Genomic DNA, 17,470 nt, shown 5'->3' on the forward strand with positions numbered 1-17,470 from the left:
CCATGGAAATCCGGCTCTTCACGGGGAACGCCCACCCCGACCTGGCCCGGCGGGTGGCGGAGGCCCTGGGGGCGCCCTTGGGCCAGGCCCTGGTGGACCGCTTCCCCGATGGGGAGGTCAGGGTGCGGCTTCTGGAAAGCGTCCGGGGGGACGACGTCTACCTGGTCCAGCCCACCTCCCCCCCGGTGAACGACCACCTCATGGAGCTCCTCCTCCTGGCCGATGCCGCAAGGAGGAGCTCCGCCGCCCGCATCAACGCCGTCATCCCCTACTTCGGCTACGCCCGCCAGGACAAGCAGACCGAAGGCCGCGAGCCCGTGAGCGCCAAGCTGGTGGCAAGCCTCCTGGAGCGGGTAGGGGTCCAGCGGGTCATCGCCATTGACCTCCACGCCCCCCAGATCCAGGGCTTCTTTGACATCCCCGTGGACCACCTCTCGGCGGTGCGCCTCTTTGCCCGCTACCTCAAGGAGAAGGGGTACGCGGAGAACGCCGTGGTGGTCTCCCCGGACGCCGGCCGGGCCGAGGAGGCCAGGCGGCTTTCCGAGCGCCTAGGCCTCCCCTTCGCCATGCTGGCCAAGCGCCGCCACGGCCCCTGGGAGACCTCGGTGACCTACGTGATCGGGGACGTAGAGGGGAAGAGGCCCCTCCTCATAGACGACATCGTCTCCACCGGCGGCACCATCAGGCGGGGGGTGGAGGCCCTCTTGGAGGCGGGGGCCCTGCCGGAAATCGTGGTCATGGCCACCCACGCGGTTCTGGTGGGCGGGGCCCGGGAGAACCTGGCCCACCCTGCCATAGCAGAGGTGGTCTTCACCGACACCATCCCCTTGAAGGGCGGGGGCTACACCGTCCTTTCCACCGCCGAGCTCCTGGCCCAGGCCATCCGCCGCGTGCACACCAACCAGTCCGTGAGCGCCCTCATCTAGGGGCGTGGTACACTCTTCTCCGCGTGCCCCTTTGGGGGCTTAGGGAGGAGCCATGGAGTACCGCTTGAAAGCCTATTACCGCGAAGGGGAGAAGCCGGGGGCCCTAAGGCGGGCCGGGAAGCTCCCCGGGGTCATGTACAACCGGAGCCTAAACCGCAAGGTCTACGTGGAGCTTGGGGAGTTCGACAGGGTCTTCCGCCAAGCCTCCATCCACAACGTCATCGTCCTGGAGCTTCCCGACGGGGAGGTCCCCACCCTGGTGCGCCAGGTAAACCTGGACAAGAGGCGCCGCCGCCCTGAACACGTGGACTTCTTTGTCCTCTCCGACGAGCCAGTGGAGATGTACGTTCCCTTGCGCTTCGTGGGCACCCCCGTGGGCGTGCGCGAGGGTGGGGTGCTCCAGGAGGTCCGCCGGGACATCCTGGTGCGGGTCTCCCCCCGGAACATCCCCGAATACATCGAGGTGGACGTGTCTGGCCTCGGCATCGGGGATAGCCTCCACGCCGCCGACCTGAAGCTTCCCGAGGGGGTGAAGCTGGCCATCTCCCCTGAGGAGACCCTCGCCGCCATCGTGCCGCCCGAGGATGTGGAGCGGCTGGCCGCGGAGGCCGCCGAGGTCCCGCCCGAGCCCGAGGTCATCAAGAAGGGCAAGAAGGAGGAGGAGGCCTAGTACCACCCCATCCTGGCCTGGGCCAGCATGGGGCCCCAAAAGGCGCCAAGGCCATGCCCCCTATGGGTCTTGGCTAGGGGGGTTGGGTGGGGAAAAGGGGCGGCCGGGGGGTGGGGCCGCCCCCGCTTTTTCCCGGAGAGAGCGTATGTTCCTTGTGGTAGGGCAGGGAAACCCGGGGAAGGCCTACGCCAAGACCCGGCACAACGTGGGCTTCATGGTCCTGGACCGCCTGGGCCTCTCCTTCCGCAAGAAGGGGGAGGCCCTTTTGGCGGAGGCCAAAGGGGGTCTTTTCCTGAAGCCCCTCACCTACTACAACCTCACGGGGCGGGCGGTGGCCCCCCTGGCCCGCTTCTACAAGATTCCTCCAGAAAGAATCCTAGTGGTCCACGATGAGATGGACCTGCCCCTGGGCCGCCTGCGCCTTAGGGCGGGGGGGGCCGCCGCAGGGAACCGGGGGGTGGCCTCCATCGCCGAGGCCCTGGGCACCCTGGCCTTCCACCGCCTGCGGATCGGCATCGGCAAGCCCCCCGCCAAGGAGCTGGGGGCGGCCTACGTCCTCTCGCCCTTTTCCCAGGAGGAAGAGCCCCTTCTGGCCCGGGTCATGGAGGCCGCCAAGGAGGCGGTCTGGTGTTGGGTAGAGGAGGGGCTCCTCCCCTGCGCCGACCGCTTCAACGGGTTGGACCTAAGGGGCGGGTAAGCTTTAGGCATGGCCATCCAGGTTCTCCTCATCGCTGGCGGAAGAAGCCCCGAGCACGAGGTCTCCCTGGCCTCCGCGGAGGGGGTCTTGCGCCACATCCCTTTTCCCACGGAGCTTGCGGTGATCGCCAAGGACGGGCGCTGGCTCCTTGGGGAGAAAGCCCTTGGGGCCCTCGAGGCCAAGCTGGCCCCCAAAGGGGAGCACCCCTTCCCACCCCCCTTGGACTGGGACCGCTACGGGGTGTTTTTTCCTCTCCTTCACGGGCGCCTGGGCGAGGACGGCACCATCCAGGGGTTTTTGGAGATGCTGGGCAAGCCCTACGTGGGGGCGGGGGTGGCGGGGAGCGCCCTTTGCATGGACAAGGACCTCTCCAAGCGGGTCCTGGCCCAGGCGGGGATTCCCGTGGTGCCCTGGGTGGCCCTCCACCGGGGGGAGACTCCCTTCGTCCCCTTTGAGCCCCCCTTCTTCGTGAAGCCCGCCAACACCGGTTCCAGCATCGGCATCACCAGGGTGGAGCGCTACGCCGACTTGGAAGGGGCCCTGGAGGAGGCCTTCCGCCACGACGCCAAGGCCGTGGTGGAAAAGGCCCTCCTGGGGGTGCGGGAGCTGGAGGTGGGGGTTTTGGGGAACGTCTTTGGCGAGGCCAGCCCCGTGGGGGAGGTGCGCTACCAGGCCCCCTTTTACGACTATGAAACCAAGTACACCCCAGGCCGGGCGGAGCTCCTCGTCCCCGCCCCCTTGGACCCGGGGACGGAGGAGACGGTTCAGGAAACGGCCCTGAAGGCCTACAAGGTCCTGGGCCTCAGGGGCATGGCCCGGGTGGACTTCTTCCTCTCCGAGGGGGAGGTCTACCTGAACGAGGTGAACACCATCCCTGGCTTCACCCCCACCAGCATGTTCCCCCGCCTCTTCCTGGCCAAGGGGCTGACCTACCCCGGGCTTCTGAAGCGTCTAGTGGAGCTTGCCCTAGCCTGAACCCTAGGGGCTTTCCAGCCCCTCCCGCCTCAGCCCCACAGGGGTGTGGGAGGTCCAGCCCACGGGTAGGGGAAGCGGTTCGGCGTACCGCAGCAACACCGTCGGCTCCACGGGATAGCAGCCCATACCCTCGCCGTAGATGGCCAGGCCGCCCCGGTGGACGGCGTTCCAGGGCACCTCGAGGCGGAGAACCAGGTGGCCCTGCTCCGCCAAACGATTTCGGATGGCCAGGCCCTCGGGGGAGTCCATGCGGATCTGGGCCTGCCTTAGGTAACCGTACGACCCCCCTTCGCGGCCGCGCCAGTGGGAAAGGACCCCGCAGGCGTCGGCGGGATCATCGGGAAGCTCCCAAGTGGCCACGTGCACCCCGTTGACGGAGACCTCCACGGTGGTGGGAAACGCCTTGCCCCCGGACTGGGGGTAGTCCTGAGGGTGCGGCCGCCCAGGCCAGTCCACCTTCTCCCGCCCGGCTTTGGCGGCGACCTCGCAGAGAAAGGTGAGGGATTCTGCCCCTTCCAGGGTAACGCCTTCGGGTAAGCGGAGCCGGTACTCCACAAACCCGTGCCCCCGACCGTAGTGCTTGCCCTCGAGGGGGGTTGGAGGTGCGGAGGCCTCGCTGAAGCGGCTTTCCCAGAAGTCCTCGGGGGCGAAGCGCAGGGCCAGGGTGCTGGCGTCCACCACCTCCACCCTGGGCAGGCCCCCCGTTTCCCGCACCCACCACTGCGTGTAGTTGGTGTGTACCCGCCCGGCCTCAGCGCCCTCTACCCAGGCCACGAGGGTTGCCAAGGCGGGTTCCTGCGGCAGCGTGAGGGGGATGGTCCCCAAGGGTGTCAGCCGGTAGGGAGGAAAGCGCGGACACTCCCTGGACTCCACCCGGCTCTCGCGCCAGTTGCCGAAGCGGTCCAGCCACCGCATCTGCCACCGGAGGGTCAGCCCTTCCTCGTGGCGGCCGCTCATGTGGCTAAAGAGCACGGGCACGTCCACCCTCTCTCCCGGGCGGGCCTGTTTGATGGCGGGTACATCCAGGACCAGGAAGTCCTCGGCGAATACATCCCGCACCGTCATGCCCGGGGCCCAGAACTCGTACCCGAAGCGCTTGGGGGAGCGGTCGTAGTTGTAGACGCCGTTGTGTTCCCATTCCACGTCGGTTAGCTGGGTGTAGGTGTAGCCCACCAGGCCTTCGCAACTCCGCAGGGCGTTGGCGTAGGAGAGCACCCCCCAGGAGATGTCCTCGTCCCCGTCCTCCGCGCTTACGTAGCCGAACTCGTTGTTCACGAAAGGTTCGCCCCGTTGCCGGTAGCCCGGAAGGTAGTTCCACTCCTCTCCGGGCCTGAGGTGCTCCGCGCTGGCCTGGCGGCAGAGCTGCCGGGGAACCTCCGCATCCCGCCCGTACCAGTGGAAGGAGTTCAGGTCGGTGTCCAGGTGGGACCAGCCCGAGTTGTCGTGGACCAGCCGCGTGGGGTCCAGCCGGCGGGCCAGGCTGACCATCTCCAGGGCCCAGCCGATGCGGTGCTCTTCCGGAGCCTTTTCCGGGCTGCCAAGGCCCCACTCCTCATTGAAGACCGTCCAGCAGAAGAGGCTCGGGTGGTTGAAGTCCCGCTCTACGAGTGCGCGCAGGGTTTGCGCAAAGGCTTTGCGGGCGCGCTGGGCGTTCTCGGGGGTGTAGGGGGCCCCGGGGTGGGTGAGGAGCCAGGTGTTGGGCAGGTCCTGCTGGACCAAAAGGCCCAGGCGGTCGGCCCAGTAGAGGCGGCGGGGCTCGTCGGCCTTGACGTGGATGCGGAGCATGTTGAAGCCTGCGGCCTTGGCCAGCTCCAGGTCCCTTCGCAAAAAGGCCTCGCTGGGGGCGGTGTAGAGGCCTTCGGGGTTGAAGGACTGGTCCAAGACCCCGCGCAGGTAGATGGGTTTGCCGTTCAGCAGGACAAAGCTGTACTCCCCAGCGTACCCCCCAAAGGCGATGGTACGTATGCCGAAATAGGTGCGGACGCGGTCGTAAACCCTGGACTTTGCCCCTCTTCCGGCGCGGAGCAGGATCTCCGCAGGGTAGAGGTGGGGGGCCTCGAGGCTCCAGAGGATGGGCTCGGGGACCCTGATCTCCAGTTCCATCTCCTCCTGGTCCGGCGCTGCCCTAGCCTCCGCGGTGGGAAACCGCCCTTCAGGGGAGCGTACCTGCACCCAGACCTCCCCGCTCCCTTCCTCTCCCCGGTCCAGCCGGATGGCGAACCGCACCCTTCCCGTGGGAAGGTGGTCCCGTCCCGCCAGGGGAAGGATGCGGAATCCCCGGATGGCCACCGGCCCCGTGGCCTCCAGCCAGACGGTCTGCCAGATGCCGCTCGTGGGGGTGTACCAGCCCACCTGCTTGCCCGTGGGCAGCACCGGGTCGGTGAAGTCGGCTACCCGGACGGTGAGCTGGTTGGGCATGGAGAAGCTCGCCTGTTGGGAGACATCCAAGCGGAACTCGCTGTAGCCGCCCGCGTGCTCCCCCACCTTTTCCCCGTTGAGCCAGACCGTGGCGTGCCAGTCCACCGCGCCAAAGCAAAGCCAAAGCCGCCTGCCCCTCCAGGCCTCGGGGAGGGCGAGGGGGCGCCGGTACCAGGCGACGCCCCTATAGCCCGTGCGCCCAAGGCCGCTAAGCCGGCTTTCCCAAGGAAAGGGCACCCGGATGCGCAAGGGGAAGGTGGGGGGAGAGGTGAACCATCCTCCCTCCATCCCGATGTTCTCTGGATCAAAGGCGAACTCCCAGATGCCGTTGAGGGTCTGCCACGCCGGGCGCTCCAGGTCGGGGCGGGGGTGTTCGGGCCGGGGGATCACCAGCCCAAAGTTTACAATGGGTTTGACCCTTTAAGGGGAGGAAATGTAACCTTGGGGCAAAAGGGGGGTAGCATGAGCCTTCTAGAGCGGTTGGGGCTTTCCGGCAGGCGGGTCCTCATCCTCCACCACGACGACCTGGGCCTGACCCACGCCCAAAACGGGGCCTATCTGGCCCTGGGCTTTCCCACGGGGAGCGTCATGGTCCCCGGGGCCTGGGCGGGCGGGGTGCGGGGCCGGGACCTGGGGGTCCACCTGGTCCTCACCAGCGAGTGGCCCGCTCCCCGGATGCGCCCCCTCACGGAGGGTGAAAGCCTGAAGGATGAGGCAGGGTTCTTCCCTTCCTCTTTGGAGGCCCTTTGGCGAAGGGCCCGGGCGGAGGAGGTGGAAAGGGAGCTCAGGGCCCAGATAGAGGCCGCCAGGAGGCTCTTTACCCCCACCCACCTGGACACCCACCAGGGGGCGGTCCTGAGGCCGGATTTGGCCGAGGTCTACCTGCGCTTGGCCCAGGAGTACCGCCTGCCCGCCCTGGTTCCGGAGAGCCTCGAGGGCCTGGGCATCCCTAAGGCCTTCCTCCCCGACCTCCTCCGCCTGATGGAAAGGGCCCCCTTCCCCCGGGTGCGCTTCCTGGACCCCTACGGCCTTCCCCCCGAGGAGCGGCTTGGCTTCTACCTGGACCTCTCCCGGCTTCCCCCGGGGCTTTACCACCTGGTCCACCATGGCGCCCTGCCCACCCCCGAGGGCCGGGCCCTACCGGACTGGGCTACCCGGGAGGCGGACTACTTCGCCCTAAGCCACCCCGAGGTCCGCCGGGTCCTCTCCGAGTTCCACCCCCTCACTTGGGAAGAGGTCGGGGAGACCTTATGAAGGCTTGGCGCTACGCCTCGGGGCAAATGGGTCTCACCATCGTTTCGGAGAGTTTTGGCACCTATCTGGCCTTTTTCTATCTGGAAAAGCTCGGGTTATCCGCTGCCTTTTATGCCCTTGCGCGTAGCCTGTATGCAATCTGGGACGCGGTGAACGATCCCCTTTTCGGCCACCTCTCCGACCGCACCAGGACCCCTTTGGGCCGCAGGCGGCCCTGGCTTCTCCTGGGCATTCCCCTTTTCCTCCTCTTCTACCTCCTGGTCTTCTGGGTTCCGGACTGGGCCAAGAGCCCGGAGGTGCTCCCCTATTACTTTGCCCTGGCCATCGTGCTCTATGAAACCGCGGCCACCGTGATCTGGACCAACTACGGTGCCCTTTTCCCGGAGATGTTCCGAGGCCTTTCGCACAGGGCCCAGGCCGCGGCCTTACAGCGGGGCACGGAGCTCTTTGGTCTCATCCTAGGTATCGCCCTGGCCCCGCTGATCTACGCCCAGTTTGGCTTTGCTGGCATGGCCCTCTTCTTCGCGGGATTGGCCCTCTTCGCCTTCCTCTTCTTCCTTTCGGGCGTGGAGGAGGACCCCAGGGCGGAAAGCGGGCTTGGACTTTTGCCCTCCTTCCGCCTGGTCCTCGGCAACGGGGCCTTCTGGGTGGCGGCCGTGGTGGGGCTTCTCTTTGAGTTCGGGCGCACGGTGATCCAGACGGCCATGGCCTTCTACGCCAAGCATAGTCTAGGGTTGCCCGAGGCGGCCACCACCCTCCTTTTCGCCGCCGTCTTCCTGGTGGCCCTGCCCTCGGTCTTCCTCTGGGGATGGCTTTCCCGGGCCCTGGGGGGGAAGCGGGCCTGGCGGCTAGCCCACCTCCTCATGGGCCTGAGCGCCCTCCTCCTCTTCCTGCCCCAAAGCCTCCTTCCCGCTCTCCTGGTGGGAGCCCTGGTGGGGGTGGGCTTCGCCGGGGTCCGGGTCACGGGGGCGGTGGTCATGGCCAAGGTCATAGACCTGGACGCGGAGAGGACGGGCACCCGTAGGGAAGGGGCCTACTATAGCCTGGTGGGCTTCTTGGGGCGGGTCTCCGGGGCCTTGGTGGGCGCGGCCTTCCTCCTTTTGGGGCCCCTCTTCGGCTACGTGAGCGGGGAGAACCCGGGGCCCAACCCCGGCCTGGCCTTCCGCTTCCTCATCTCCGTGGTGCCGGGGGTGGCCATCCTCCTGGCCTTCCTCCTCACCGCCCTCTTCCCCCACGAGGTGCGGGAATGAAGCCGGGACTCCGCTTTTGGCAAAGGGCCCTCCAGGCCCTCCGCTTTCTGGGCCCGGAGGGGACCCGGCGGGCCCTCCTCTACGCCCTTCTCCGGGACTCCTGGAACCGTAAGGAGCCCGCGCCCAAGTCCCCTTGGCGCCCCGTGGGCCCGCCCCAGGCCGTGGCGGCCATCCCGGGGGGCGGCCGCTTCCTCTTCCCCGAGGGGGAGCTGGAGGCAGTTTTCCTGGAGGGGGGGCTCCGCCTCACCTGGACCCCGGGCCGCCTCCCGCCCCCTTACGCCATAGAGAAAGCCCCGGCCCTCCTGGAGCCCGAGCGGGAGGGGGAGGGGGGGCGCTTTGTGCTGAGGGCGGGGGGCCTTCGCCTCGAGGTGGGGCCGGAGGGCCTCCTCTTCCTGGACGAAAGGGGGCGGGTGTGGCGGCGGGAGGCCCTGCCCGAGCGCCAAGGGGAGGCCTGGCGGCACCGGGTGGACCTGGCCCCGGGGGAGCGGCTCCATGGCCTTGGGGGGGTGGCGGCCCCTCTGGACCGCCGGGGCCGGGCCTACCGCCTCTGGAACCGGGACGTGGGGGGGAGTTACGGCCCGGAGGAGGGCCCCTTGTACCTCACCCTGCCTCTCCTCCTCTCCCGCAAGCCAGGGGGCGGGTACCTGGTCTTCTACGAGAACCCTTACGAGGCCTCCCTGGACCTCCGCGGCGAAGCGGCTCTGGTGGCCTTTGCGGGCGGGGCCCTGAGGTACTACCTCTTTCCCGGAAAGCCCCAGGAGGCCCTGGCCGCCTACACCGCCCTCACGGGCAGGCCCCCCCTCCCGCCCCGCTTCGCCCTGGGCCTCCACTTTGCCCGCTGGGGCCTTAGGACGGAGGAGGAGGTGCGGGAGGTGGTGGAGGGGTTTTTCGCCCACGACCTCCCCCTTTCTGCCCTCCACCTGGACATAGACTACATGGACGGCCACCGGGTCTTCACCGTGGACCGGGGGCGGTTTCCCCACCTGGAGGGGCTGGTGCGGGACCTGGAGGGGCGGGGGGTGCGCACGGTCCTCATCCTGGACCCCGGGGTCAAGGCCGAGGCCGGCTTTCCCCCCTTTGAGTCGGGCCTTAGGGAAGGCGTCTTCTGCACCCTTCCGGGAGGGCGCCTCCTCAAGGCCCCGGTGTGGCCGGGGTGGTGCGCCTTCCCCGACTTCACCAGCCCCAAGGCCCGGGCCTGGTGGGGGGAGCGGTGCGGGGAGCTCCTCGCCCTGGGCGTCCAAGGCTTCTGGCTGGACATGAACGAGCCCGCGGCCTTCGCCGCCTGGGGGGACCCCACCCTGCCCAAGCCCACCCGGCACGCCCTCGAGGGCCAGGAGGGGGACCACCGTGAGGCCCACAACCTCTACGGCCTCCTCATGGCCCGGGCCACCCACGAGGCCCTGCGGGCGCGGGGCGTGGCCCGGCCCTTCCTCTTCTCCCGCTCCGGCTGGGCGGGCCTGGCCCGCTACGCCTGGAACTGGACGGGGGACGTGGAGAGCAGCTGGGAGGCCCTGCGGCGCACCGTGGGCATCGTCCTGGGGCTTGGGCTTTCCGGGGTACCCTACACAGGCTCGGACATCGGGGGCTTCAGCGGCCACCCCTCCCCCGAGCTCTTCCTGCGCTGGTTCCAGGCCGCGGCCTTCATGCCCTTCTTCCGCCTCCACTCCGCCATCTCCACCCCCAGGCGGGAGCCCTGGCGCTTCGGCGAGCCCGTGCTCTCCATCCTGCGGAACTTTGCGCGGCTTCGCCAGGCCCTCATCCCCTACCTCTACACCCTGGCCTGGGAGGCCCGGGAGAAGGGCTACCCCCTGGTCCGCCCCCTCTTCTTCCTGGACCCCGAGGGGGAGGCAGAGGACGCCTTTCTCCTGGGGGATGCCCTCCTCGTGGCCCCGGTGGTGGAGGAGGGGGTGCGCCACCGCCTGGTCCCCTTGCCCAGGGGCCTCTGGTATGACTTCTGGAGCCACCGCCTGGTGGAGGGGCCCGGGGAGGTCTTTGCCGAGGCGCCCTTGGAGCGCATCCCCCTCTTCGTGCGGGCGGGCGCCGCCTTGCCCCTGGCAGAGGGGGAGGGCCTGGTCCTCCACCTCTACCCGGGGCCGGAGGGCCGGGCCGAGGGGGTTCTCTACTGGGACGAGGGGGATGGGGAGGGGCCTTCCCGGCTGGACCGCTTCCTCCTGGAGGGGGGGCGGCTCCTGTGGCAGGGGGAGGGGGCTTACCCCTGGCCCTGGGAGGGGCTTGGGCTTCGCCTGCACGGGGCCAGGCTCAAGGGGGGAAGGGTGGGGGACGCGTTCTATCCTGTTCAGGACGGGCTTCTCCGCCTTCCCCCTTTTCTTGAAGCGTTTTTGGAGGTGGAGGGATGAAGCTGGAAAGGGCGCTGTTTCTGTCCCATCCGGCCCAGGACCCCGGGGGGCTTCCCGGGGAGGGGTGGCGGGAGGTGGCCCTGCCCCACCAGTGGAGCCTCGAGGGCCTGGAGGCCGAGGTGGGCTGGTACCGCCTCCAGGTGCCCGAGGTGGGGCCAAGGCGCTTCCTGCGCCTTTGGGGGGATTACTCCCAGGAGGCCTGGCTGGAGGGGGCCTACCTGGGGCGGCACGAGGGGTACTTCTTCCCCTGGCTCTTGGAGCTTCCCCCGGGGCGGGAGCTCCTCCTCCGGGTCTCGGCCCCCAAGGAGCCCCTGGGCCAGTGGCCCCGCTTCAAGCGGCAGATCAAGGGGGTCTTGGGCCAGCACGACTGCCGCCCCGGGGGGAACACGGAGAGGGGGCAGGAGCGGGGCACCGGGGGGCTTTGGGGCGGGGTGGAGCTTTGGGTCCGGGAGGAGGTGGCCCTCCTGGCCCTCACCCACCGCCTTCACCGGACCCCCAAGGGCTGGCGGCTCCTGGTCCAGTTCCTGGTGGACGCTCCCCGGGCCTTCCAGGAGGAGGTTGAGCTCCGCCTCCTTCCGGAAAACTTCCCCGGGGAGGCCCTGGAGAAGGCGGCGCCCTTGCGGGGGGATGGGGGGCGGGCCTGGCTTGGGGTGGTTTGGGACCTGCCGGAGATGCCCCTTTGGGAGGTGTGGGAGCGGGGCTTCCCCCACCTTTTCCGCCTCGAGGCCCAGGTGGCCGGGGCTTCCCTTGCTGTCCCCTTGGGCTTTCGCACCGTAGAGGTGGATGGGGAGGGTTGGCTCCTCCTGAACGGGAGCCGCCTCTTCCTCCGGGGCACCAACCTCATCCCCACCCAGTGGCTTGCGGCCTACGGCGAGGAGGCGGCCCAGAAGGACGCGGCCCTCCTCAAGGAGGCCCACCTGAACGCCGTGCGGGTCCACGCCCACGTGACCCACCCCGCCTTCTACCGGGCCTGCGACCGGGAGGGGATCCTGGTCTGGCAGGACTTCCCCCTGCAGTGGGGGTACGCCCCCGACGAGGCCTTCGCAAAGGAGGCCCTGCGCCAGGTCCGGGCCATGGTGGACCTTCTGGGGGCCCACCCCTCCATCTACCTCTGGTGCGCCCAGAACGAGCCCACCCACAACCGCCACACCCTGGGCCCCCTCCTCCTTGCGGCCCTGAAGGAGGCGGACCCCACCCGCCCCGCCAAGGAGGCCTCGGACTTCCGGGAGCACCCCTACCCTGGCTGGTACTATGGGCACCACCGGGACTTCCTGGCCCTCCCCGGGGCCCCCCTGCCCTCGGAGTTCGGGGCCCAGGCCCTGCCCCGGGCGGAGCTTCTGAGGCGGGTCCTGGGGGAGGCCGCCTGGCCGCCCAAGTGGGAGGTCTGGGCCTACCACAACTTCCAGCCCCACGAGACCTTCCGCGTGGCGGGGGTGGAGGTGGGGGAGAGCCTCGAGGCCTTCGTGGAAAGCTCCCAGGCCTACCAGGCGAAGCTCTTGGAGTTCGCCATCCACGCCTACCGCCGGGCCAAGGGTAGGGTGGTGGGCTACTTCCAGTTCATGTTCGTGGAGCCCTGGGAGGGGATCACCTGGGCGGTCTTGGACGTGGAGCGCGTCCCCAAGAGGGGGTACTTCGCCCTCAAGGAGGCCAGCAGCCCCGTCCTCCTCTCCCTGGTGCCCTTCCGGGAAAGGCTGGAGGTGGGCGGGCCGCCCCTCATGGAGGCCTGGCTGGTGAGCGACCTGCCCCGGCCCCTCACCCTGCGGGTGCTCCTCTGGCTGGAGGGGGAGGAAAGGCTCCCCTTGTGGGAAGGGGAGGTGGTCCTGGGGCCGGCTGAAGCGCGGCGCTTCTTCCACCTCATGGAGCTTTGGGAGGCCCCCCTAGAGGGGCAGGACTCCCTGGCTCCCTTGCGGGAGGCCCTGGGGAGGCTTTCCCCCGGGGCCTACCGCTTGGTGGGGGAGGCCTGGGAGGGGGAGAGGCGTTGGTCCCGGCACGAGGTGGCCCTCACCTACCTGCCCCCCCTTCTTCCTCTGGGGGTGGCCTGGTAGCCTAGGGCATGGACCTAGAGGCCTGGAGCCGCTTGCGCCGCTTCATGGAGGCAAAGGGGTTGGGCCGCTTCCATGTGGCCCGGCCGGAGAACTTCGCCTGGCTTTTGGGCGGGGAGAACACCCTGGGGATGGGGGAGGGGGTGGCCTACCTGGAGGTGGGGGAGGAGGTGATTCTCCACACGAGCGCCATAGAGCACCCCCGTATGGTGGAGGAGGAGGCCCCGGGCCTTCCGGTTAAGGTCCATCCCTGGTACGCCTTCCCCTCGCCGGGAAGCCCCAACGACCTGGAGCACGACCTCACCCCCTTGCGTCTGGTCCTTTCCCCCAAGGCTCAGGGGGTCTTCCGCGAGCTAGGGCGGGAGGCGGCCTCCGCCTTCGGGGAGGCGGTGGGCCAGGCCCGGACGGATTGGAAGGAGTACCAGCTGGCTGGGGCCCTGGCGGAGACCCTCTAGGGGCGGGGCCTCCGCCCCCTCTTGCTTTTGGTGGCAGGGGAGGAAAGGCTCTTCCGCCACCGCCACCCCCTGCCCAAGGACCGCCCCTTGGGCCGGGCCTTCATGGCGGTGGCCTGTGCCTCCCGGGGGGGGTTGGTGGCCAACCTGACCCGGATGGTGGCCCTGGGCCGCCCCGAGGTGGAGGCCCGCTATCGCCGGGTTCTGGAGGTGGAGCGGGTGGCCCTAGAGGCTTCTCGTCCTGGGGCCACCCTAGGCGGGGTCCTGGCTGCCATCCAGGGGGCCTACGGGGAGGTGGGTTTCCCCGGGGCCTGGGAGGAGCACCACCAGGGGGGCGTGGGCGGGTACCGCTCCCGGGAGGTCTTGGCCACGCCGGGCCACCCGCTGGCCTTGGAGGTGGGCATGGCCGTGGCCTGGAACCCGAGCTTAGCGGGGGCTAAGGTGGAGGACACCTTTCTCCTCACGGAGGAGGGCCTCTTGAACCTCACGGAGGACCCTTTTTGGCCCCAGGTGGCGATCGGGAGTAGGAGGCGGCCTGACCTCCTACGCCACCTCCAGGGTTAGGCCAGCATTCTTCAGGGCCTCGAGGGCCTCGGGGCGCGCCTTTTTGTCGGTGATGAGCAGGGTGGCGGCCGAAAGGGGAGCGATCTTGGCGGCGGCTACCTGGAGGAGCTTAGAGTGGTCTGCCAGGAAGTAGACCTCCCGGGCGGCCCGCGCCATGGCCTTTTTGATCTCGGCCTCCTCCAGGTTGGTATTGGTGAAGCCTCGCTCGGGGTGGACTCCGTTGCATCCCAAGAAGGCCTTGTCCGCGTTCAGTTCCTCCAGAAGGAGGGTGCCGAAGGGGTTCACCAGGGAGTGCTGGAGGGGCCTTAGCCTCCCTCCGGTGACGATCACGGTGACGCCGGGGTGGTTTTCCAGGAGGAGGGCGATGTTGAGGGCGCTGGTGATGACCACCACGTCCTTGAGGCTTGGGGAGAGGGCCTTGGCCACCTCGGTAGTGGTGCTGCCCACGTCCAGGATCACCACGTCCCCGTCCTTGACCAGGCCCGCCGCCCGCTTGCCGATGGCCTCCTTTTCCCGGGCGTGGACCGCACGGGTGACCTCCAGGGGAAGCTCAAAACGGCGGGCCTCCCAGGGAACAGCCCCCCCCCTGAGACGCCTTAGGAGGCCCTGGCGTTCCAGGGCCTCGAGGTCGGCCCGCACCGTCACCTGGGAGACCCCAAAGGTCTTAGCCAGGTCAGCCACCTGCACCTGGCCGTTTTGCCGGAGGAGGGCAAGGATTTTCTCTCGCCGGGCTTGGGTTTCCAGGGTGGACATGCCCCTATTCTGCCATACTTTCTTTTATCTTGCGGAAGCTTGTGAAAACGGCAGACTTGACAAGCAAAAGAAGGTAAGCGTAAAATCGGCCTACCCCAAGGGGGTCAAAGGAGGACGGCATGAAGGCGAGACTTTTGGCACTGGTGCCCCTTCTCGGTTTGGCTTGGGGGCAGAGCATGGCCTTAAGGGGCGAGATCACGGTCTGGAGCTGGGACATCGCTGCCAAGGCCCTCGAGGCGGTGGTCCCCAGCTTCAACAGGCTTTACCCCAACGTCAGGGTTAGGGTGGTGGACCTGGGGAACCAGCAGGTCTTTGACCGAGGGCTAGCGGGATGCGCAGCTGGGGGAAGGAACCTCCCCGACGTCTACTCGGTGGAGAACAACGAAGCCGAGGTTTTCTGGAGCCGTTTCCCTAACTGCTTCACTGACCTGACCACCTTCGGGGCTAACCAGCTGCGGAACGACTTCCCCGAGTTCAAGTGGACTGAGCTTACCATGGGCAACAGGATTTTCGCCATCCCCTGGGACTCTGGTCCGGTGGTCGTCTTCTACCGGCGCGACCTGTACCAGAGGGCAGGAATTGACCCCAGCAGGATTGAAACCTGGGATGAATTCATTGAAGCTGGCAGGAGGATGCTCCAGGTCACTGGGGGCAGGGTGAGGATGGGTACCATCGCCAATGGTCAGGACGATGAGTGGTTCCGCATGCTGGCCAACCAGAACGGCTGCTTCTACTTCAATAACCAGGGCACCGCCGTTACCGTAAACCAACCTGGCTGCGTGAGGGCCTTGGAGACCATCAAGAAGCTGGTGGATGCCGGCGTGGTGGCCTTTGGCGGCTGGAACGAGCAGATCCAGTACTTCAGGGCCGGCGCTGTGGCCAGCGCCATGTTCGGCGCCTGGTACGAGGGCACCATTCGCACCAACGCCCCAGACCAAGCGGGTAATTGGGGAGTCTTCCTCATGCCGGCTTCGCAGAGAGGGGGCGTGCGGGCGGCTAACCTCGGGGGCTCAGCCCTAGCCATTCCCGCCAGCAGCAGGAACAAGGAGGCGGCTTGGGCCTTTGTGAGGCATGCCCTGGCCACCACCGAGGGGCAGATCACCATGCTCAGAGAGTACGGTCTGGTCCCCTCCTACCTGCCCGCCCTGAACGACCCCTATGTGAGGCAACCCCAACCCTATTGGGGAAACCAGCCCATCTGGCAGCTAGTCCTGGGCACCCTGGGCAGGATTCCGCCCGCCCGGGGCACCCAATACTTTCAGGAGGCTAGGCAGATCTTGACCGCCGTTCAGGTGGACTTCCTGGCGGGTAGGTATAGGACTGCCGAAGAAGCCCTGGACGCCGCAGCCAGACAAATCAGCCGGGCCACAGGACTGCCCATCGCCAGGTAGGTTCTTTGGGGCCGCGGGTCTGTACTGCGGCCCCGCCCTTCCCCCATGCGCACCAAGGCCCCCCTCTTTTTCCTCGCCCCCTACCTCTTTCTCTTCGGCCTCTTTTGGGCGTGGCCCATCCTTTACTCCTTCTACCTCTCCTTCCTTAACACCCGGGTTTATCCTTGGCACCTTGATCCCGGGGTGAACTGGAGCCGTCTCCTCCAGGACCCCTTTTTCTTCGTGGCCCTCAAGAACACCCTCTTCATCCTGGTGGTCCAGGTGCCCCTGATGCTGGTCTTAGCCTTGTTGCTGGCCTTAGCCTTGAACTCCGCCCTTCTACGCCTGAAGGGGTTCTACCGTTTTGCCTTTTTCGCCCCAGTGGTGGTGGGGGCTGTGGCTTACTCCGCCATTTTCCGCCTCCTCTTCAACACCGAGTTTGGCGCGGTCAACGCCTTCCTCCAGGCCCTAGGCCACCCAGGGTACGACTGGCTTTACGCTCCTGGTCCTGCCATGGCGGTAATCGTTATCGCCCTTACCTGGCGCTGGACGGGCTACAACGCCATCATCCTCCTGGCGGGGCTTCAGAGCATTCCCCGGGAGCTTTACGAGGCCGCCTCCTTGGATGGGGCAAGTCCCTGGCAGCAGTTTTGGCATGTGACCCTTCCTGGCCTGCGCCCGGTACTTTTGTTTGCCCTGGTCTTATCCATTATTGGCACGCTGCAGCTTTTCACCGAACCCTTCCTCATCACCGGAGGAGGGCCGGGAAACGCCACCATGACTTTGGGACTTTACCTTTACCAACAGGGCTTTCGCGGCTTCAACTTCGGGTATGCCTCGGCCATCGCCTACACGGTGGCCCTGCTGGCGGCGGGGTTTTCCTTTATGCAGATGCGCCTTTGGAGGGAGCGGTGAAAAGGAAACGTTTTTGGCTTTCCATAGGTCTGCACGGGCTTCTGACCCCTCTTGCCCTGCTTTGGCTGGCTCCTCTCTGGCTTATGCTGGTCTTCTCCACCCTGCCTGAGCACGAGATCTTCCGGGTTCCCACGCCCCTCCTGCCTGGGGAAAGGTTTTTGGAGAACTTGGCAGGCCTGCAAGCCGATACCAACTTTTTCCGGGCCATGGCGAATAGTGTGGTGGTTTCCCTTCTCTACACCCTGGGGGGGCTTCTCCTCAGCGCCTCGGCGGGGTACGCTCTAGCTGTCTACCGCTTCCGCCTACAGGCCCTTGTTTTCTCCTTAATCGTAGCCACCCTAACCATCCCCTACTTCGTGGTCCTCATCCCCCAGTACATCCTCGTGGCCCGGGAGCTGAACCTCGCCAACACCTACTGGGGGGTAGTCCTTCCCTTCCTGGCTAACGCCTTGGGGGTTTTCTACATGCGCCAGGTCTTCCTCTCCCTGCCTTCTTCCCTTTTAGATGCAGCGCGCGTGGATGGGGCCAGCGAGGGCCGGATCTTTTTCCAGATCGCCCTTCCCATGGTGACCCCATCCCTAGCCGCCTTAGCCTTGATCCTTTTCCTAACCGCCTGGAATGACTACCTCTGGCCCCTTTTGGTCCTTTCTGAGAGGGAGATGTACACCGCCCCCGTTGCCTTGGGCACCCTGATCGGCCTCACCCGGGTTTCCTGGGGTGGGATCATGGTGGGCTCGGTGCTGATGACACTCCCTTTCCTCGTGCTCTTTTTATTCTTGCAGCGCTACTTCGTGGCGGGCATCACCGCTGGCGCAGTGAAGGAGTGA

At 67.4% G+C, this 17,470-nt stretch carries 15 protein-coding genes; 13 read left to right on the plus strand and 2 right to left on the minus strand.

Annotated elements, in window-relative coordinates; genetic code table 11:
* The first annotated feature begins 2 nt into the window (after nucleotides 1-2).
* The 4 genes from ATI37_RS10165 (at nucleotide 3) to ddl (ending at nucleotide 3,268) form a co-directional block, all read left to right on the plus strand.
* Nucleotides 3-926 (plus strand): ribose-phosphate diphosphokinase, encoded by a 924-nt coding sequence (locus ATI37_RS10165; RefSeq protein ID WP_117238244.1) that lies wholly within the window; start codon nucleotides 3-5, stop codon nucleotides 924-926.
* Nucleotides 927-978: 52 nt separating this feature from the next.
* Nucleotides 979-1,596: a 50S ribosomal protein L25 gene (locus tag ATI37_RS10170; protein ID WP_117238245.1), complete on the plus strand. Its 618-nt coding sequence runs from the start codon at nucleotides 979-981 to the stop codon at nucleotides 1,594-1,596.
* A 145-nt stretch (nucleotides 1,597-1,741) separates the two neighbouring features.
* Nucleotides 1,742-2,293 carry an aminoacyl-tRNA hydrolase gene (pth, locus tag ATI37_RS10175; RefSeq protein ID WP_117238246.1) on the plus strand — a complete coding sequence of 184 codons (552 nt, stop codon included), beginning with the start codon at nucleotides 1,742-1,744 and terminating at the stop codon, nucleotides 2,291-2,293.
* Nucleotides 2,294-2,308: 15 nt separating this feature from the next.
* On the plus strand, nucleotides 2,309-3,268 hold the full coding sequence (ddl, locus tag ATI37_RS10180) for a D-alanine--D-alanine ligase (RefSeq protein ID WP_117238596.1): 960 nt from the start codon (nucleotides 2,309-2,311) through the stop codon (nucleotides 3,266-3,268).
* Between the two features lie 3 nt (nucleotides 3,269-3,271).
* On the opposite strand, the gene ATI37_RS10185 is transcribed toward ddl, so the two are convergent.
* Nucleotides 3,272-6,076, minus strand: a complete 2,805-nt coding sequence (locus ATI37_RS10185; protein ID WP_117238247.1) for a glycoside hydrolase family 2 protein — start codon at nucleotides 6,074-6,076, stop codon at nucleotides 3,272-3,274.
* 72 nt (nucleotides 6,077-6,148) lie between these two features.
* Between ATI37_RS10185 and ATI37_RS10190 the strand changes: the two genes are divergently transcribed.
* From ATI37_RS10190 to ATI37_RS12225, 6 genes are read left to right on the plus strand one after another with little or no spacing between them, the layout of a single operon-like run.
* Nucleotides 6,149-6,940, plus strand: coding sequence for a carbohydrate deacetylase (locus ATI37_RS10190; protein ID WP_117238248.1), 792 nt, complete (start codon nucleotides 6,149-6,151; stop codon nucleotides 6,938-6,940).
* Complete coding sequence (locus ATI37_RS10195; protein ID WP_117238249.1) at nucleotides 6,937-8,190, plus strand: MFS transporter; 1,254 nt, start codon at nucleotides 6,937-6,939, stop codon at nucleotides 8,188-8,190. Before ATI37_RS10190 ends, ATI37_RS10195 begins: the two co-directional genes overlap by 4 nt.
* Nucleotides 8,187-10,547 (plus strand): glycoside hydrolase family 31 protein, encoded by a 2,361-nt coding sequence (locus ATI37_RS10200; RefSeq protein WP_117238250.1) that lies wholly within the window; start codon nucleotides 8,187-8,189, stop codon nucleotides 10,545-10,547. Before ATI37_RS10195 ends, ATI37_RS10200 begins: the two co-directional genes overlap by 4 nt.
* Complete coding sequence (locus ATI37_RS10205) at nucleotides 10,544-12,592, plus strand: glycoside hydrolase family 2 TIM barrel-domain containing protein (RefSeq protein ID WP_117238251.1); 2,049 nt, start codon at nucleotides 10,544-10,546, stop codon at nucleotides 12,590-12,592. The genes ATI37_RS10200 and ATI37_RS10205 overlap by 4 nt, the downstream gene beginning before the upstream one ends.
* An 8-nt stretch (nucleotides 12,593-12,600) precedes the next feature.
* Nucleotides 12,601-13,044 (plus strand): aminopeptidase P family N-terminal domain-containing protein, encoded by a 444-nt coding sequence (locus ATI37_RS12220; protein ID WP_232822496.1) that lies wholly within the window; start codon nucleotides 12,601-12,603, stop codon nucleotides 13,042-13,044.
* A 30-nt stretch (nucleotides 13,045-13,074) separates the two neighbouring features.
* Nucleotides 13,075-13,605 carry a M24 family metallopeptidase gene (locus ATI37_RS12225; RefSeq protein WP_232822526.1) on the plus strand — a complete coding sequence of 177 codons (531 nt, stop codon included), beginning with the start codon at nucleotides 13,075-13,077 and terminating at the stop codon, nucleotides 13,603-13,605.
* On the opposite strand, the gene ATI37_RS10215 is transcribed toward ATI37_RS12225, so the two are convergent.
* On the minus strand, nucleotides 13,585-14,358 hold the full coding sequence (locus ATI37_RS10215; protein ID WP_117238252.1) for a DeoR/GlpR family DNA-binding transcription regulator: 774 nt from the start codon (nucleotides 14,356-14,358) through the stop codon (nucleotides 13,585-13,587). The genes ATI37_RS12225 and ATI37_RS10215 overlap by 21 nt on opposite strands.
* 119 nt (nucleotides 14,359-14,477) lie before the next feature.
* On the opposite strand from ATI37_RS10215, the gene ATI37_RS10220 reads away from it, so the two are divergent.
* From ATI37_RS10220 to ATI37_RS10230, 3 genes are read left to right on the plus strand one after another with little or no spacing between them, the layout of a single operon-like run.
* Nucleotides 14,478-15,749, plus strand: coding sequence for an ABC transporter substrate-binding protein (locus tag ATI37_RS10220; RefSeq protein WP_117238253.1), 1,272 nt, complete (start codon nucleotides 14,478-14,480; stop codon nucleotides 15,747-15,749).
* A 45-nt stretch (nucleotides 15,750-15,794) separates the two neighbouring features.
* Nucleotides 15,795-16,643, plus strand: coding sequence for a carbohydrate ABC transporter permease (locus ATI37_RS10225; protein WP_117238254.1), 849 nt, complete (start codon nucleotides 15,795-15,797; stop codon nucleotides 16,641-16,643).
* A complete protein-coding gene (locus ATI37_RS10230) occupies nucleotides 16,640-17,470 on the plus strand; it encodes a carbohydrate ABC transporter permease (protein ID WP_117238255.1) in 831 nt (276 codons plus the stop codon). Before ATI37_RS10225 ends, ATI37_RS10230 begins: the two co-directional genes overlap by 4 nt.

The organism is Thermus sediminis, from assembly GCF_003426945.1.
Taxonomy (GTDB): domain Bacteria; phylum Deinococcota; class Deinococci; order Deinococcales; family Thermaceae; genus Thermus; species Thermus sediminis.

Excerpts from the sequence above, each read along its gene's own strand:
- ATI37_RS10215 (WP_117238252.1), bottom strand. The coding sequence starts at position 14,358 with ATGTCCACCCTGGAAACCCAAGCCCGGCGAGAGAAAATCCTTGCCCTC.
- ATI37_RS12220 (WP_232822496.1), top strand. The coding sequence starts at position 12,601 with ATGGACCTAGAGGCCTGGAGCCGCTTGCGCCGCTTCATGGAGGCAAAG.
- ATI37_RS10190 (WP_117238248.1), top strand. The coding sequence starts at position 6,149 with ATGAGCCTTCTAGAGCGGTTGGGGCTTTCCGGCAGGCGGGTCCTCATC.
- ATI37_RS10165 (WP_117238244.1), top strand. The coding sequence starts at position 3 with ATGGAAATCCGGCTCTTCACGGGGAACGCCCACCCCGACCTGGCCCGG.
- pth (WP_117238246.1), top strand. The coding sequence starts at position 1,742 with ATGTTCCTTGTGGTAGGGCAGGGAAACCCGGGGAAGGCCTACGCCAAG.
- ATI37_RS10225 (WP_117238254.1), top strand. The coding sequence starts at position 15,795 with ATGCGCACCAAGGCCCCCCTCTTTTTCCTCGCCCCCTACCTCTTTCTC.
- ATI37_RS10170 (WP_117238245.1), top strand. The coding sequence starts at position 979 with ATGGAGTACCGCTTGAAAGCCTATTACCGCGAAGGGGAGAAGCCGGGG.
- ATI37_RS10200 (WP_117238250.1), top strand. The coding sequence starts at position 8,187 with ATGAAGCCGGGACTCCGCTTTTGGCAAAGGGCCCTCCAGGCCCTCCGC.
- ATI37_RS10195 (WP_117238249.1), top strand. The coding sequence starts at position 6,937 with ATGAAGGCTTGGCGCTACGCCTCGGGGCAAATGGGTCTCACCATCGTT.
- ATI37_RS10205 (WP_117238251.1), top strand. The coding sequence starts at position 10,544 with ATGAAGCTGGAAAGGGCGCTGTTTCTGTCCCATCCGGCCCAGGACCCC.
- ATI37_RS10220 (WP_117238253.1), top strand. The coding sequence starts at position 14,478 with ATGAAGGCGAGACTTTTGGCACTGGTGCCCCTTCTCGGTTTGGCTTGG.